The organism is Phycisphaerae bacterium, assembly GCA_024102815.1.
Taxonomy (GTDB): Bacteria; Planctomycetota; Phycisphaerae; order UBA1845; family UBA1845; genus JAGFJJ01.
The window spans coordinates 18,748-34,036 of sequence record JAGFJJ010000007.1; the positions used below are offsets into that span (position 1 = coordinate 18,748).

The 15,289-nt window shown below is 62.1% G+C and carries 13 protein-coding genes and 1 tRNA gene; 6 read left to right on the forward strand and 8 right to left on the reverse strand.

Annotated elements, in window-relative coordinates; all coding sequences use genetic code 11:
* Positions 1–4: 4 nt before the first annotated feature.
* Together J5J06_02240 and J5J06_02245 are read right to left on the reverse strand one after the other, a co-directional pair.
* Positions 5–1,516: a HAMP domain-containing histidine kinase gene (locus J5J06_02240; GenBank protein ID MCO6435889.1), complete on the reverse strand. Its 1,512-nt coding sequence runs from the start codon at positions 1,514–1,516 to the stop codon at positions 5–7.
* Between the two features lie 15 nt (positions 1,517–1,531).
* Positions 1,532–1,942, reverse strand: a complete 411-nt coding sequence (locus tag J5J06_02245; GenBank protein MCO6435890.1) for a response regulator — start codon at positions 1,940–1,942, stop codon at positions 1,532–1,534.
* Between the two features lie 884 nt (positions 1,943–2,826).
* On the opposite strand from J5J06_02245, the gene J5J06_02250 reads away from it, so the two are divergent.
* The 5 genes from J5J06_02250 (at position 2,827) to J5J06_02270 (ending at position 10,076) form a co-directional block, all read left to right on the forward strand.
* A complete protein-coding gene (locus J5J06_02250) occupies positions 2,827–3,348 on the forward strand; it encodes a hypothetical protein (GenBank protein ID MCO6435891.1) in 522 nt (173 codons plus the stop codon).
* A gap of 177 nt (positions 3,349–3,525) precedes the next feature.
* Positions 3,526–4,065: a DinB family protein gene (locus tag J5J06_02255; protein MCO6435892.1), complete on the forward strand. Its 540-nt coding sequence runs from the start codon at positions 3,526–3,528 to the stop codon at positions 4,063–4,065.
* A 127-nt stretch (positions 4,066–4,192) separates the two neighbouring features.
* On the forward strand, positions 4,193–5,167 hold the full coding sequence (gene rarD, locus J5J06_02260; protein MCO6435893.1) for an EamA family transporter RarD: 975 nt from the start codon (positions 4,193–4,195) through the stop codon (positions 5,165–5,167).
* Between the two features lie 163 nt (positions 5,168–5,330).
* Positions 5,331–7,373, forward strand: coding sequence for a S9 family peptidase (locus J5J06_02265; GenBank protein ID MCO6435894.1), 2,043 nt, complete (start codon positions 5,331–5,333; stop codon positions 7,371–7,373).
* Between the two features lie 111 nt (positions 7,374–7,484).
* Positions 7,485–10,076, forward strand: coding sequence for a serine/threonine protein kinase (locus tag J5J06_02270; GenBank protein MCO6435895.1), 2,592 nt, complete (start codon positions 7,485–7,487; stop codon positions 10,074–10,076).
* A gap of 48 nt (positions 10,077–10,124) precedes the next feature.
* Here J5J06_02270 and J5J06_02275 read toward each other — a convergent pair whose 3' ends face one another.
* The 3 genes from J5J06_02275 to J5J06_02285 all read right to left on the reverse strand — a co-directional run bounded on the left by J5J06_02275 (position 10,125) and on the right by J5J06_02285 (position 13,075).
* Entirely contained in the window at positions 10,125–10,895 is a 771-nt protein-coding gene (locus J5J06_02275; GenBank protein ID MCO6435896.1) for a hypothetical protein, read from the reverse strand.
* 287 nt (positions 10,896–11,182) lie between these two features.
* Positions 11,183–11,464: a flagellar biosynthesis anti-sigma factor FlgM gene (locus tag J5J06_02280; GenBank protein ID MCO6435897.1), complete on the reverse strand. Its 282-nt coding sequence runs from the start codon at positions 11,462–11,464 to the stop codon at positions 11,183–11,185.
* 507 nt (positions 11,465–11,971) lie between these two features.
* On the reverse strand, positions 11,972–13,075 hold the full coding sequence (locus J5J06_02285; protein ID MCO6435898.1) for a trypsin-like peptidase domain-containing protein: 1,104 nt from the start codon (positions 13,073–13,075) through the stop codon (positions 11,972–11,974).
* 317 nt (positions 13,076–13,392) lie between these two features.
* Here J5J06_02285 and J5J06_02290 point away from each other — a divergent pair, with 317 nt between their 5' ends.
* On the forward strand, positions 13,393–14,265 hold the full coding sequence (locus tag J5J06_02290; GenBank protein MCO6435899.1) for a mechanosensitive ion channel: 873 nt from the start codon (positions 13,393–13,395) through the stop codon (positions 14,263–14,265).
* 46 nt (positions 14,266–14,311) lie between these two features.
* Here the strand turns inward: J5J06_02290 and J5J06_02295 are convergent, their stop codons facing one another.
* From J5J06_02295 to J5J06_02305, 3 genes are all read right to left on the reverse strand, one after another.
* Positions 14,312–14,620 (reverse strand): RidA family protein, encoded by a 309-nt coding sequence (locus J5J06_02295; GenBank protein MCO6435900.1) that lies wholly within the window; start codon positions 14,618–14,620, stop codon positions 14,312–14,314.
* A 93-nt stretch (positions 14,621–14,713) separates the two neighbouring features.
* The gene (locus J5J06_02300; protein MCO6435901.1) at positions 14,714–15,091 is read right to left on the reverse strand and encodes an FHA domain-containing protein; all 378 of its coding nucleotides are present in this window, start codon (positions 15,089–15,091) and stop codon (positions 14,714–14,716) included.
* 108 nt (positions 15,092–15,199) lie between these two features.
* Positions 15,200–15,273: transfer RNA gene (locus J5J06_02305), tRNA-Arg, on the reverse strand.
* Positions 15,274–15,289: the final 16 nt, after the last annotated feature.

A 15,289-nucleotide genomic window follows, 5' to 3' on the forward strand; every position in this document is an offset into this window, starting at 1 on the left:
CTGCTCAACTCCTGTCTGCTCTGCTGTTGCCGGAGACGAACCTCGGCCTGATCCGCGCTGATCGCGTGGCGCGTATTCGCGCCGTGTCCCGCTCGGGTTCGTGGCGTGGAAACGTGACGATGAACTCCGAACCCTCCCCCACCGTGGAGCGGACTTCAATGCTCCCGTCGGCCTGTTCGACAACTTCGCGCACGATCGCCAGCCCCAAACCGGAACCCGGTATTCCCGCGGCCAGAGCCAGGTTTCCCCGCCGGAACGAATCGAAGATGTCGTCCGCCGATTCCTCTGCAATTCCCATTCCAGTGTCTTTTACCGAGACCGATATCGTGTCGGCGTCGCAATAACTGCGCACCTCCACCGAACCCCCTTCCGGCGTGTACTTAATGGCATTATCAATTAAGTTGCCGATACAATCGCGCAGGTCCCGTTCCGCCACGGCCGCCAGCGCCCCACGACAGCCTGCCGAGGTCACCGTGAGCTGAATCTTCCGGGCCGACGCCAACTCGCCGTACCGTTTCACGACTTCACCCACAACCGCCGGGATTTCCGTCGTGGAAGCGGTGTGTTCGGACGGATCGGCCTCCTGAATCCGTGCCAGGGTCAGAAGTTCCGTCACCTGCACGATCGCCTCGCGGCAGCGATTGACGATCCGTCCCACCGTTTCATCAATCCGGTTTGGCGGAACGACATGGTCGCGGATCAGCCGGGCCAGCATCTCGATGCCTGTCAGCGGACTCTTGAGCTGATGAGCCGCCGTCTGCATGAACCGCGAGCGGCGCGCCTGGAGGTCCCGGATTGCATTCTGGCTGTGTTGCAGGGCTAGATTCATCTGGTGCTGCTCGCGCTCCTGCTGATCGAGGCGCAGGGAGATCTGAAGCGTGAAGTACAGGGTGCCGAAGACACCGGCCGCGAGGACCACCACCCCCGCCGCCACGAGTGTCCAGTTCCTGTGGGCCGTTCCGGTCTCCGGGAGCGTGAGGAACGGATAATGCGGCTGAATCCAGCCGGCGACCTCGCCGAATCCAATCACACTGTACAGAAAGATGGCCCAGCACCCCTGCAGGAGCGCCTGTCGCGGACGGAGCAACAGTGCCGCAATGAGCATGTGAAACAAATAGAACACGGCCATCGGGTTCTCGATGCCACCCGAGTAGCGGAGGATGACCGTGAGAATCAACAGATCGATGGTCATCTGCAGTGCGGCAAAGCGCTCGACACTGCGTTCCCTGCCTTCGGTTACGTCTTCCTCCCCTTCGATGTTTCGCAGGATGCCCCGGCCCATGATGGTCCAGATGACGTTGGCGACAGCCAAGGCCCCCACACAACCCATGACTTGGGGGGGCCTGGCCCCGGTGGGGAATAGGAAGCGTTCCACGAGGAGAACGGCCATCACGGCGAATGCGATGACCCAGCGCAGGCGGATGAACCAGTGATGGCGCACCATCGCCAGCAGGACGCGCACACGAAACGTAGTGCGCGGGATGCGCAGACTGGAAGCAGGTGGCAGAGAGTCCATGTGAGGCCCGGACCGTCAGGATCGGCTGGCCGTGGAGGATTTGCCCAGTGTTTCCTTCACAGCCGAAAGTACCACTTCAGAGGTTAACGGCTTGTCCAGGAATTTCTCGACCGGAACGTAGTCGCTGCCCAACTCCCGGGCATAGTCCATGCCCATCGTGGCCCCGATCGAGGAGATCATGATAATGGGTATTCGCGACCGTCGCTCGTCGCGGCGCAGTTCATAGGCCAGATGGAATCCCTCGGAAGGGGATGCCAGCATGATGTCCAGCAGTATGAGATCGGGCGGATCGCGCTCAATCGCGGCCATGCCTTCCGGGCCCGTGGCGCAACAGGTCAGGCGATAGCCGACGGGCTCGAGCATCATGGTCAGCGCTTCCCGAACGTCGGGATCGTCATCGATCACCAATATGTGTTCCTGGGCCATTTTGGATCATCTCCCGGGCTTTTCAGCGGATGCGTCACGTCTGACGCGAAACTCGCGCACAATGCAGGCGCCACGTATAGCATACCGCCGACGAACTCGCTTGCATCCTTCGTGCCACTTTGTCCGGGCTCGGGGCGGAAACACGCAGTCGACCGTACGATCACCCGTGCCTCCAACCGGCCCCGGCCGGAAAAATCGAAGCCCGCGAAGGCGGGTCGGAGTCATCCTCGGGGAGGTGATTGAAGACGTTACCGCCCTTCCCCTCCAGCAGGAGGCTCTGACGACCTCCGCATGAAGCGCTCGGCCGTCGGCAAAAATCGTGTCAATTCGTTCAGGCCTCAGGGTTCCGTGGCAGTGAAATTTTCGCACATGAACCATTGAATCCGACTCAAACCGTGCACGCCACTGCCGTTCAACTGGCACTGCAAGCGATCGCCTCCCGCTTGGAATCCGACCGCAACTCTGAGCGGCGACTGAGGACTTCTTTGTCCCTGCTGGTGCCACATATGTTGCACCGGGGTTAGTACTCCACTGAGGTCTGCACGTACGCGTGCGCCTGAGATGCCATGAACATCCCGCACCTGCAACGAAGACGACAGTCAATACGGATCGATGGAGGAGAGCGACTTCCCAACAGTATTCTTGCCCAATAACAACAATTGTAATATGCTGTTCACTGGTTCATACCTATGATCCTCATGGTCTCGGGGCGCGCTGAGACCGAGGGTCTTGGTTCAGACGGGGCAAAGAGGCTTAGTATTTGTGTTCCAACCCGCTCTTGGGAGTGGGCTAAGAGGGCGTGTTTCGTAACCACCACCGCAGGAGAATAACAGATTATGGCCAAGGGAAAATTCAAATGTCCCATGTGTGATCGGAGTTTCTCGATGGCAGCGCATCTCGCCCGCCATCAGAGCACGACGCACGGGACGAGAACAAAGAAGGCCGGGCGCCCCGCGGGGCGCGGCGCGGCGTCTCGTGGATGGCCTGCCGGTCGATTGAGCTACGCGGAAGGCAATGGTGCCGCACAACTCCGTCAAGCCATGCAGAACTATTATGACGAGCTCAATGCCCGTCGTGATGCCATCGAGCACGAAATAACCAACATCGCCACCGCGATGCAGTCGATCGGCGGTACGGCAGCGGCTGCGCCGGCCAGGCGTGGACCGGGTCGTCCACCGGGTCGCCCCGCTGCGGCAGGCCGAGGTGGTCGTGCCGGTTCTCTGCGCGAGTACGTTGTCGGCGTCTTGAAGAGCAGTCCTGAACCGATGAGTCCTCGGGACATCGCCGGCGCCGTCCAGAAATCCGGCTACAAGACCAAGGCGAAGGATCTCACCAAGGCGGTGAGCAACCTTCTCCCACATCTCAGCGGGATCAAGAAGGTCGGGTTCGGCAAGTACAAGATGTAGTCGCCTGTCGGCGGTTCGCCAAGCCGTCGCATTCGGCATATAACGCGGGCGTGGGATAGCACGGTGGATGCCCCAATGGTGGGCGGACCGGGCTGTCCGACGCCCGTCTTGCCAGAGGGGCGGCGTTCACCGCTTGAGTGGTCTTCTGCTTGAAACCAGCCGATCCGGAGACAACTTATGGCACCCCCGCAACCCACGACTCCGCCCGAGGATCCCAACGCCTACCGCGCCAGGATGATCGAGCAGCTCGGCGGCCGCGATCCGATCACGGTGTTCTCCGAAACCGCGCACGCACTGGGACAACTGGTCAGCCGCTTTCCTGCCCGGCATTTCCATCGGCGTCCGTTTCCCGGCAAGTGGACGCCCTGCGAAGTTCTGGGCCACCTGGTCGACGTGGAATGGACGCTGGGGTATCGCACGCGGCTCATTCTCTGTCAGGACCGGCCGCGCATCCCCAGCATGGACCAGGAGCAATGGGCTTCAGGGCAGCGGCATGCCGAGCGTGAACCGACGGAACTCCTCGCCGAGTTCCGTGCGCTGCGCGGCATTAATCTCCGCCTCTGGCGATCGCTCACCGATCGCGACCTGGATCGTACGGGTAATCACGAAGAGCGGGGCCTGGAGTCGCTTCGGGACATTCTGCAAATGTACGCCGCGCATGATCTTTCCCACATCGACCAGCTGACGCGCTATCTCGAAGCTGCGCAAGAGGACTGAGTCGTCCACGAGGGCGCCCCGCTCGATCTTGCCCCCGCGCGCGAACTCGCCGACAATCTGATGAACCCAAGCCGACGCCCCGGCCACCGGCAAACCGGGGCGGCTTTCTTTCACCCAAGGCACGACATTGACCCGGCAATCTCAGCACACCGCGCCGCGCGAGACCGCCGCCGGATCCGCGGCACTCGAGTCGTCGCATTCCAGAGACGCAGCGGTCGGTGTCCTTTACGGCGCCGCCAGCTATGCGTGGTGGGGGCTGGTCCCCATCTACTTCAAGGCCGTTGCTCATGTGCCCGCCTTGGAGGTGCTTGCCTTTCGCGTCATGGGCGCCGTGGTGCTGCTGGGTCTGCTCATGGCCGCCTACCGCCGCTGGCCCGAGGTTCGCGGGCTGCTCATGCATCGTCGCACGATGCTCGCGCTCTTCGCCACGACCGTCCTGATTGCCACCAATTGGTTGACGTTCATCTGGTCGGTGGCTCACAACGTGGTCATGCAGGCCAGTCTCGGGTACTTCATCAACCCGCTGGTCAACGTGCTGCTGGGATTCGTTTTCCTGGGAGAGAGGCTGCGCCGGTGGCAGACGGTCAGCGTGATCCTGGCGACAGCCGGCGTGTCCTATCTGACGTGGGCGCACGGGGGGCCCCCGGGAATCGCCCTGATTCTCGCCTTCAGCTTCGGTCTTTACGGGCTCCTGCGCAAGACCGTCCGGGTCGATGCGCTCGTCGGGCTGACCGTGGAGACCTGCCTGCTCACACCGATCGCTTTGGGCTATCTGGCGGCGGTGGCCTGGTCGGGAACGATGGCCTTCGGGCACGAGGGCACCGGCACTGATATACTCCTTCTTTCCGCCGGAATCATCACCGCGGTGCCGCTCCTGTGGTTTACCAATGCGGCCCGCCGGCTACGCCTGGCCACGATCGGGTTCCTCCAGTACATCGCGCCAACCATGCAATTCCTGCTGGCGGTTCTGGCGTTCGGCGAGCCTTTCACGCACGATCAACTCATCAGCTTCGCACTGATCTGGAGCGCGCTCGCTATCTACTCGGCCGACACGCTGGCCTGGTCGCGTAAACTCAGCCGCCTGCGAAAATCGGCGACATGACGAATTCCGACATCCGGACTTGAACGGTTCCCCCTTTCCAGCGCAATCCGCGCCACGTGCCGACGAATCCACACGCCGGCCACTTTTCGCGGATGGGTTATGTCACTACGCTCCAACGCTGTTGATGTTGGGTTACTACGTTTTTTGGCTCGGAGTACTCACCATGCGTATTGCTCTGCTCATCGTCTCTGTGTTCCTGGCTTCTGCGTTTACGCCGGCGAGGGCGGGAGATACACACCCGTTCTCCGTTCATGACATGGTCGCCATGCAGCGGATTTCCGATCACCAGGTCTCTCCCGACGGTCGCCACGTCGCGTTCGTGCTCCGCACGACCGACCTCGAAGCCAACCGAGGCCGGCCCGACATCTGGCTGGTGGACGTGGATGGGACCAATCTCCGGCAACTCACCACCGATCCCGAAAGTGACTGGAACCCGCGCTGGTCTCCGGACGGCGCGGACATCTATTTCCTTTCGACCCGATCGGGTTCGGCCCAAGTCCACCGGATTCCTCTGGCGGGTGGTGAAGCGCGACAGATCACCAGTCTTCCGCTCGATGTGGGGATGGTCGCCGCATCACCCAACGGAAACCAACTGGCTATTTCTCTCGATGTCTACCCGGGGTTGTCCGTCAAGGAAACCGTCGCGCGACGCGACGAGATTACCTCGCGCAAGGCCACGGGGCGCGTCTACGATCAACTCTTCATTCGTCACTGGGACGAATGGAAGGATGGCCGTCGTTCGCATGTCTTCGTCATTCCCACTGACGGCAGCGGCGAACCGATGGACATCATGAAAGACATGAACGCCGACTGCCCGACCAAACCCTTCGGCGGCCCGGAGGACATGACCTTCACACCCGACGGCAAGTCGGTCGTTTTTTCCGCCCGCGACGTCGGCCGCACGGAGGCTTGGTCCACGGATTTCGACCTGTACGTCGCTCCGATCGACGGCTCGGCCGCGCCGCGCTGTCTCACCACTGATAACGAAGCCGTCGACACACAACCCGTGTTCTCTCCCGACGGCAAGACACTCGCTTACCTCGCCATGACGCGTCCGGGCTATGAAGCCGATCGCTTGCGTATCGTCCTGATGTCCTGGCCAGACGGTGCGAAACGCACGCTCACGGAGGACTGGGACCATTCTCCGCGATCGATCGCCTGGTCATCCGACAGCAAGGACATCTATGCCACCGCCGACCACCTCGGTCAGCATGCCCTGTTTGCCATCGATGCAAAGACGGGCGCTGCCCGCACGATCGTCGGGGAAGGCTCCGTCTACGGCGTCGCCTCCGCCGGGGATCGCATCGTATACGGGTTGCATCACTTGCGCTCGCCGGTGGAGCTGTACACCGTCCGCGGTGACGGCTCGGGCGTGAAGAAAATTACGGACATCAATGCGGAGCGGCTCGCGGCAGCGCGCATGGGCGAGCCGGAGCAGTTCACGTTCAAGGGCTGGAACGACGAGACCGTCTACGCCTACATCGTAAAGCCGGTGGACTTCGATCCCGGCCGGAAGTACCCGGTCGCCTTTCTGATTCACGGCGGACCGCAGGGATCATTCGGCAACGACTTCCACTATCGTTGGAACCCGCAGGCCTACGCCGGGGCCGGGTACGCCGCCGTCATGGTCGACTTCCACGGCTCGACCGGGTACGGCCAGGCCTTCTGCGACTCCATTCGCGGTGACTGGGGTGGCAAGCCGCTCGTTGATCTTCAAAAGGGCCTCGATGCGGCGCTGAAGAAGTACAATTGGATGGACGCCGATCGCGTTTCGGCGCTAGGCGCATCGTATGGCGGCTACATGATCAACTGGATCGCAGGCAACTGGCCGGATCGCTTCCGCTGCCTCGTCAGCCACGACGGCAATCTCGACGAGCGATTCGCCTACTACGACACTGAAGAGCTATGGTTCCCCGAGTGGGACCACATGGGCACCCCTTGGGACAATCCGGAGGGCTATAAGAAGCATAACCCGATCAACTTCGTCAAGAACTGGCAGACGCCCATGCTGGTCATTCACGGCGCCCGGGATTTCCGCGTGGTCGAGACGCAGGGCACGGCCACGTTCACGGCCCTCCAGCGCCGCGGCATCCCCAGCAAGTTCCTCTACTTCCCCGACGAAAACCACTGGGTCCTCAAACCGGCCAACAGCATCCTCTGGCACGAGACGGTGCTGGGCTGGCTGGATGAATGGACGAAGAAATAGGCGGAAGCGCGGCCGAGTCCGGAACAGCAACTTGTCCTTCCGCGCGTTCTGCGGCTAAACTGCCTGCGCTGGAAATGCGCAGCCACTTCAACCAAAGGCCGGAGACATGTCGTGTCAACGCAACACCCACGGGACGAGACCCAATCCCTGCGCCCCGACATTGCTTCAGCAGATGCAACGCTGAGCCTTCCTCAGGGGAACAGTCTCCCCAGCGCGCTCCCCGCGCAGATTGGCCAGTACCGCATCGTCCGGGCGATCGCCTCGGGCGGGATGGGCACGGTCTACGAGGCCGAGCAGCAGAGCCCCAAGCGGACCGTGGCCCTCAAGGTCATCCGTCACGGGCTGACCACGCCCGCATTGTTGCGACGTTTCGAGCTCGAATCGCAGGTCCTTGGGCGTTTGCAGCATCCCGGCATCGCCCAGATCTACGAGGCCGGATTCGCGGAGACCGAGTCCGGCACGCAGCCGTTTTTCGCCATGGAGTACGTTCGCGGGGAAGACCTGCGGAAGTACGTCAACCGCACCAACCTCAGCACTCGCCAGCGGCTCGACCTCATCGCCCGCATCTGCGACGCCGTCCACCACGCGCACCAGAAGGGCGTGATCCACCGCGATCTCAAGCCCGGCAACATCCTCGTGGATGCTTCAGGGCAGCCGAAGATCCTCGACTTCGGCGTGGCTCGGGCCACCGACTCGGACATGCAGGTCACGACCATGCAGACCGATGTCGGGCAGCTCATCGGCACAATTCAATACATGTCCCCCGAGCAGGTCGCGGCCGATCCCAACCAGCTCGACACCCGCAGCGACGTCTACTCGCTCGGCGTGATCGCCTTCGAGATCCTCACCGGCCGGCCGCCGTATGACCTCAAGAACAAGATGATCCACGAGGCGGCACGGATCATCCGCGAGGAAGAACTGACCCGCCTGAGCACCTTCAACCGCACGCTGCGCGGCGACGTCGAGACCATCGTCGGCAGGGCTCTCGAAAAGGAGAAGGAACGCCGCTACCCCTCGGCCGCGGGCCTGGCGGAAGACATCCGCCGCTACCTCGCCGATGAACCCATCCTCGCGAGGCCGCCCAGCGCCATCTACCAGCTCCAGAAATTCGCCAAGCGGAACAAAGCTCTGGCGACCGGTCTGGCCATCGCCATGGCCGCCCTGCTGGTGGGCATGTTTACGAGCACCGCACTCTACCTCCGCGCCGAGAACGCCCGCCGAAGCGAGCAGGAACAGCGCGAACGCGCTGAGAAAACGGCCAAGGAGCTCGAGGTAGTCACCGAGTTTCAACAGTCCATGCTGACCGGCATCGACGCCGAAGCGATGGGTCGCCGGATCGTCAATGCCCAGCGTGCCGAGATTCGCACGTCGATGGAAAATGAGCGCGCCGATGCGGCACAAATCGAAGCGGCCCTCGCTTCGTTTGACAAGTCTGTCAAAGGGATGAACGCAACAGACTTGGCCCTGAAGGTTGTAGATGAGAACGTTCTGGCCCGGGCAGTGGAAACCATCGACGAACAGTTCGCCGAACAGCCGATTACCCGTGCCTCCCTGCAACAAGTGGTCGCGGATACCTATCAGTTTCTCGGCCTTCATGATCCCGCCATACCCTTACAGGAGGCAGCCCTGCACACCCGTCGACGGGAGCTTGGCGACCGTCATCCGGACACGCTGACCTCGGTCAGCGCCTTGGGCGCCCTGCTCAAAGCGATGGGCAAACTTGACGAAGCCGAGACGTATCACCGGGAGGCGATGGTAGGCCGGCGCCGGACACTCGGCGAAGGCCATCCTAGCACGATCACTTCCATAACAAATATGGGCTCTCTGCTAAGCCAGATGGGCAAGTACTCGGAAGCTGAGCCGTACTACAAGGAGGCCCTGGAGGCTAGCCGCCATGTGCTGGGCAACGATCATCCAAGGACGCTTCTTTCGATCAACAACATGGGAAGCCTCCTGTTTCGTATGGGCAAGTACACTGAGGCCGAGCCGCTCTTGCGCGAAGCTGTTGAAGGAAGGCGCCGCGTACTGGGCAACGACCACCCACACACCATGATTTCGATCAACAACCTGGGTGGGCTACTCGCCAGGATGGGCAAGTTCGCCGAGGCCGAACCATACTTGCAGGAGACACTCGATGGCAGCCGCCGGGAGCTTGGCGACTATCACCCGAGCACACTGACTCTGGTCAATAATATGGGCTTCCTTTTCAAGAGGATGGGGCGGCTCGCCGATGCGGAGCTCTATTTCCGCAAGGCGCTGGAAGGCCGCCGACAGACCCTTGGCGATGCCCATCCAAGTACGCTTAACACGGTTAACAACATGGGCGCCCTGCTCAGCCAAATGGGCAAGGACAGTCAGGCCGAGCCGTACTACCGCGAGGCGCTGGACGGGTTTCGCCGTGTGCTTGGTGATGACCATCCGCAGACGCTGGAATCGACCACCAGCATGGCTACCTGGCTCACTAAAATGACCCGGTTTGCCGAGGCAGAGCCCCTCCTCCGCGAGGCGCTAAACCACTGCCGCCGGAAGTATGGAGACGACAACCCCCGCACGACAGAGGTCGTCAACCACTTAATCATGCTCTACGACGCCTGGCACGCCGCCGAGCCGGACCAAGGCTACGACGCCGAGGCCGCCGAGTGGCGGGCCAAACTGGAAGAGGTGGAAGCGAGTACAGACTCCGAATCAACTGAGGAGCCGTAACGTAGTCTCCGCGCCAGCGGATCAGCTTTGACGAAATGGCCGACCCCGCTACGGCGTCTGCCCGTACCTCTTGCGGAGCACGTCGCGCAGGCGGGCGGCTTCCTCGAAGTGTTCCATATCCAGCGCCTGGCGCAGGGCGCGCCGCGTCGCCAGCAGGGAATCTTCGGGAATCTGGTCGGCCAGTTCCTTGACGAGGTTGCGCAGCATGCGCAGTTCCTCGCTCTTGCGCATCGCCTCGTCGTCGCCGCGCTCTTCGTAATGGGCCTGGATGTTGAGGATACCGCGTTTGACGTGGGCGAGAGCGCTGGTCGGCTCGCCTTCCTGGAGGGCCTGATAGGCCTGAGCCCGGGCATTCATCATCATCACATAAGGCCGGTACCGTTCGAGGCACTCGCGGTCGTCGCGTTCCGCCCCGTAGTCCCGGCAGAGGTCGAATATGCACAGCGTATGCGCCGTGTCGCGGGCCACGGACTCGAACTCCTCGAGCACGAACAGCGCCACGTAGCGCCGGTAATAGACCGACGCCTCGTCGCGCAGGGCGCGACACTCGCGCGTGGACAATTCAAACTCACCCTGCCCATTGCCGTTGCCGTTTTCGCTCTCCTTGGGAAGTCGCCGCAGGTGGTAATCCACCAGCGACGGACAACCGTGGGGACGAACGCCGTCCGGCCGGCCCTCCGCCTCCATCTGGAGGACGCCGAGCTCGACGCGCATCTGGATGCGAATCTCCCCGTCCGCGCCGAGGATCTTCCGCACGGAGATCTGGTCCGGGTCGTAGGGCCATTCGCGCAGCGTGGTTTTCAGGTCGACGTACGACATAGCATCGGGCCATTGGGGGGAATTCGAAGCTCGGACCCTGGGGCAGGCCGTCGCTCCTTACCCGATGGAGTTTACGATTCCGATGCGCTCGCTCGTCGCCGGGGAGTTCCCGCAGACCGCGCGGATTCGACCCCGATAATCACGCCGCGCGAATCGCTCCGCGGGTGGTCGTATGCGCAGCGTTCGCGCCGTCCGATAACGCGATTGGTGGTCCGTGGATTGGCGGTGGTGTGGTGAGAGACAAGAGGCGGGGGGCGGCGCTGTTCGGTCGCCATGAATCCGGCGTGTTAGCCGAGGACGTTCAGCAGTTTCTCGGCGGTGCCGTTGATGCGCTCCGGTGTTTCGTAGGTGCCGGCCTGGATGGACTCGCGAATGGCGTTGACCCGCGCCTGCCGGAAAGTGGACTTGTCGAGCGATTCGGCAAGCTCGCGTCCGGCACTGGAGATTTCGACGCGATCACCGGACGCTTCGGATGGCGAAGCGGTTCCGCGGGCTTCCGGCGGCAAGTGCCGCATGGGATACGTCGGCGGAGGAAGGAAGCTCAAACTGTTGCTCACGATCTCGTACATGGCTCCGGTCCTTAGATTCTCACAACGATGACGCTGTCCGGTAATTCAGCCCCGACCGCCCCTTCATTGCTTGCCTGCGCGCGAAAAAAGCGAGCGGTCGAATCCGCCCCCCGTGGTTCATCCTCCGTGAATCGTGGGGTGGTTTAACGGCTGACAGCACTGGCAAGCCGCCCGATCCTCCGGCAGAGTGCCAAGCCTTGAAGTTATCAGTCGTAGTATCGTCCCGGTGGTGTTCGGCGCTTGAAGGATTATGCCTCCGCCCGACAAAAACTCACAGCACCCACAAGATGTACGAGAAGGGTAACAATTGCTTCACAATATCTCGCGTCATATCTGACGGACCTCTGACATTCGAAGCCTGTCAGAAAACCAACACTCAAATAAATGAAGCGTAATTAGGGCCGATAATAACCGCCGTTTCCGCGCTGGGAGTGCCGACGACTTCCGGCGCGCATACGGTTGAGGACGGCCGGTAACGCGCGCCGTTCGCTTCGAAACCGCACACCATCATTGGCTGGCATCATCGGCCTGGAGTGTCACTTTGGTTGTTTCCGAGCGCCCGTCGCGAACGTAGGTAACGGTCACTTCGTCACCGATCTCGTGGCGCTCCAGCGCGTCATACAGATCGTCCATCGTGCGGATGACCCGGTCATCGATCTTGGTGATGACATCACCGAGTTGAGCGATGCGGCCGCGCCGGTTGACGACGGTTCCGCGCAATCCGGCCTTGTCGGCCGCGGAACCCTTGGGAACGCTGGCGACGAACGGCCCCGGAAGGTCGAGTCGCCGGGAAAGCCAGTCGCCGGCGAGCTCCACGCCCAAGGCCGGTCGGATCACCCGGCCGTAACGGATCAACTGCGGAACAATACGATTGACCGTATCCACCGGGACCGCAAATCCCACTCCGGCGCTCGCGCCCGACGGACTGGCGATCTGCGTATTCACGCCGATCAGGCGCCCGTGGCTGTCCAGCAGCGGCCCGCCGGAATTGCCGGGATTGATGGCCGCGTCCGTCTGAATCACGTCGTGGATCTTTCGACCCTCGAGAATCATCGAATCGATTTCGCGGTTCAGCGCGCTGACGATGCCCGTGGTCAGCGTCTGGTCCCACCCGAACGGATTGCCAATGGCGAAGACCTTCTGGCCAACCTGCAAGTCGTTCGACATTCCCACCTTGATGGGCGTCAGCTTCTCCCCGGGAGCGTCGATCTTCACGACCGCGATATCCTTGTCGCGCTCGAATCCGACGACCTTTGCCGACCAGGTGGACTGATCGGCCAGCCGCACCTCCAGTTCTTCAGCGCCGGCGATCACGTGGAAGTTGGTCACGACGTAACCGTTCTCGTCCCAGATGAAACCCGAACCCGTTCCCTGAGGAATGCGGAAGACGTCGAAGCTGAACATCGGCCGGACATAATCGATGTTCGATATGTACACGACGGATGGTGACGCCTCGCGGAACAGGTTGATGTTAGCCTGCTCTTCCGGGAAAAGATCACCGCGCGGAGCGATGGGGCGAGGCTCGGCCGTGGCAGAGTGGACCCGCGAGCCGCGCAGTTGCCCGAGGACGGACCACGCCGCGAGAAAAACGAGTACCCAGACGCCGATCATCGTCCCCCACGTCGGACCTCTGCGAATCGACTCCGAACGAAATGTCACAGCCGATCGCTCCTGGTCTTGGGGCGTATTGGTCATCGGTACATCTCCCGTTCGTTTGCGAAGCCGTCCGTTGGATGCTCGCCCAAATCGTTCAAACCAACCTATCCGACTTCTTTGCGTATTCCACCCGGAGCAGCAAGTTCCAACAAGAAGGACGAAGCCCTTTCCGATTCGACGTCGTTCCCGCTCGTCGAATTGAACCCGCTCCGCTCTCCCTATACCATGCCGCCCGGATAACACGTTTGTAAGGAGATGTATCAATGTTCCCCATGTTCCTGGCCCAGGAAGCGGCGACCGGTGAAGCGGCGAAGAGTCCACTCCAGAATCCCACGCTCGACGGGTTGCGCGAATACGGCATTTACCTGCTCGAGGCGTACGGACCCAAGGTCCTTCAGGCCTTGGCTGTACTGATCGTCGGTTGGATCGCCTCCCGCATCATCCGCGGAGCGGTACGCCGCCTCATGGTCCGCGCAAAAGTGGATGCCACGCTCACGGGCTTTATCGCCCACCTCGCTTACATGTTGCTCCTCGCTCTGGTTGTGGTCACGGCGCTTCAGCAACTCGGCGTTCAGTCCACGTCCTTTGTCGCGATCATCGGCGCGGCCGGTCTGGCGGTTGGTTTCGCCCTGCAAGGATCGCTGGCCAACTTCGCCGCCGGCGTCATGCTTATTTTCTTCCGACCCTTCCGCGTGGGCGACTACATCCAGGCCGGTGGCATCGGCGCCACGGTGGAGGAAATCCAGATCTTCGCCACGACTTTTCGAACGCCCGACAACGTCAGGGTCATTGTGCCCAACTCCAGCATCACCAACGGCGTGATCACGAATTACTCGGCCAACCCTACGCGGCGCATTGACCTCGAGTTCGGCATCGGCTACGGCGATGACACGACCAAGGCCAAGGCCATCATCGAGGACATCCTCGCCAAGGACGCCCGCATCCTGAAGGACCCCGCGCCGACGGTCGCCGTTGCCGCGCTGGCCGACAGCAGCGTGAACATCGTCTGCCGCCCATGGGTAAATTCGCCGGAATACTGGGCGGTCCGATTCGACTTGCTGGAGACGGTCAAGCGGGCGTTTGACGACAACGGGATCACCATTCCGTTCCCGCAGCGCGACGTGCACGTGCATCAGGTGGCATAATGATCCCGCTCGCGCGATAGGCGGTACTTGCGCGGCACGATAAGGCCTAATCAAGCATCGCGTCGGCTTCGATCTCGATGAGCCAGTCGGGGTCGATAAAGCCCGAAACCTGTGCGAAGGTGCTGGCAGGGCGAACGTCGCGGAAGAACTCGCCGTGAACCTGCCCGACTGCTTTCCAGTCCTCGATGCGCGTCAGCAGGATTCGTGTCCGGTAGACATGGCGCAAATCCGCGTCCAATTCCCGAAGGGCGCTTCCAATGATGTCCAGGCACCGTCGCGCCTGAATCACCACGTCGCCCACGCCGACTGTTCGCCCTGCGGCATCGAGCGGGGCCGTTCCCGTAACAGCGATCATGTTCCCCGTACGGACAGCCCGGCAGATGCCGAACGCCGCCTCATAGGGCGATCCCGTGAACACGTGCTTTCGATGGTCCACAGGAGTCTGCCTTCAGTCGACGGAAATGGTGCGCTGGTATCCCTGCCCGGGGCTCTTCCACGCCTCGAAAACCTTCATGGCGTCCTCGGCGTCATCGCTGGCATAAACAATGGCCGTGTCCCCAAGGGTGAGGATGTCGCGGTCGTTGAGCAGGGTCTCCTCGGTCAACTTCTGGCCGTTCAGGAGGACGCCGTTCTTGCTCTGGTAGTCGATCGCAAAATGGCGGCCTTGTCCGGCGTCGTGGCGGACTTGCAGGTGCATTCGCGAGAGCTTGGGATCGGTAATCTGAAACGTGCAGCGGGCATCCCGGCCGACCATGGCCAGGTTGCAGCCGGCCAGCGAGAACTTCTGACCCTTACCCGGTCCGTCCGTCACGAAGAGCGTCGCCATGCCGGACTCCTCCCTCCCCCTTGTCCATGGCCTGGGCCAAGTCGCTCAGGCTGGAGCGGCAAGGCAACGATTTGGTGCGAGGCGGTCCCCCCGGCAGTCAGACCACACTACGCCGCGCTGGATTCGAACCAGCAACCTTCGGTTCCGTAGACCGATGCTCTATCCAATTGAGCTAGCGGCGCAACCCGGACCCGCCGG

What these genes read in the sequence shown, in the direction of transcription:
- J5J06_02300 (MCO6435901.1), bottom strand. Translation starts at nt 15,091, where the DNA reads ATGGCGACGCTCTTCGTGACGGACGGACCGGGTAAGGGTCAGAAGTTC.
- J5J06_02285 (MCO6435898.1), bottom strand. Translation starts at nt 13,075, where the DNA reads ATGATCGGCGTCTGGGTACTCGTTTTTCTCGCGGCGTGGTCCGTCCTC.
- J5J06_02280 (MCO6435897.1), bottom strand. Translation starts at nt 11,464, where the DNA reads ATGTACGAGATCGTGAGCAACAGTTTGAGCTTCCTTCCTCCGCCGACG.
- J5J06_02250 (MCO6435891.1), top strand. Translation starts at nt 2,827, where the DNA reads ATGGCAGCGCATCTCGCCCGCCATCAGAGCACGACGCACGGGACGAGA.
- J5J06_02240 (MCO6435889.1), bottom strand. Translation starts at nt 1,516, where the DNA reads ATGGACTCTCTGCCACCTGCTTCCAGTCTGCGCATCCCGCGCACTACG.
- J5J06_02290 (MCO6435899.1), top strand. Translation starts at nt 13,393, where the DNA reads ATGTTCCTGGCCCAGGAAGCGGCGACCGGTGAAGCGGCGAAGAGTCCA.
- J5J06_02245 (MCO6435890.1), bottom strand. Translation starts at nt 1,942, where the DNA reads ATGGCCCAGGAACACATATTGGTGATCGATGACGATCCCGACGTTCGG.
- J5J06_02275 (MCO6435896.1), bottom strand. Translation starts at nt 10,895, where the DNA reads ATGTCGTACGTCGACCTGAAAACCACGCTGCGCGAATGGCCCTACGAC.
- J5J06_02255 (MCO6435892.1), top strand. Translation starts at nt 3,526, where the DNA reads ATGGCACCCCCGCAACCCACGACTCCGCCCGAGGATCCCAACGCCTAC.
- J5J06_02265 (MCO6435894.1), top strand. Translation starts at nt 5,331, where the DNA reads ATGCGTATTGCTCTGCTCATCGTCTCTGTGTTCCTGGCTTCTGCGTTT.
- J5J06_02295 (MCO6435900.1), bottom strand. Translation starts at nt 14,620, where the DNA reads ATGATCGCTGTTACGGGAACGGCCCCGCTCGATGCCGCAGGGCGAACA.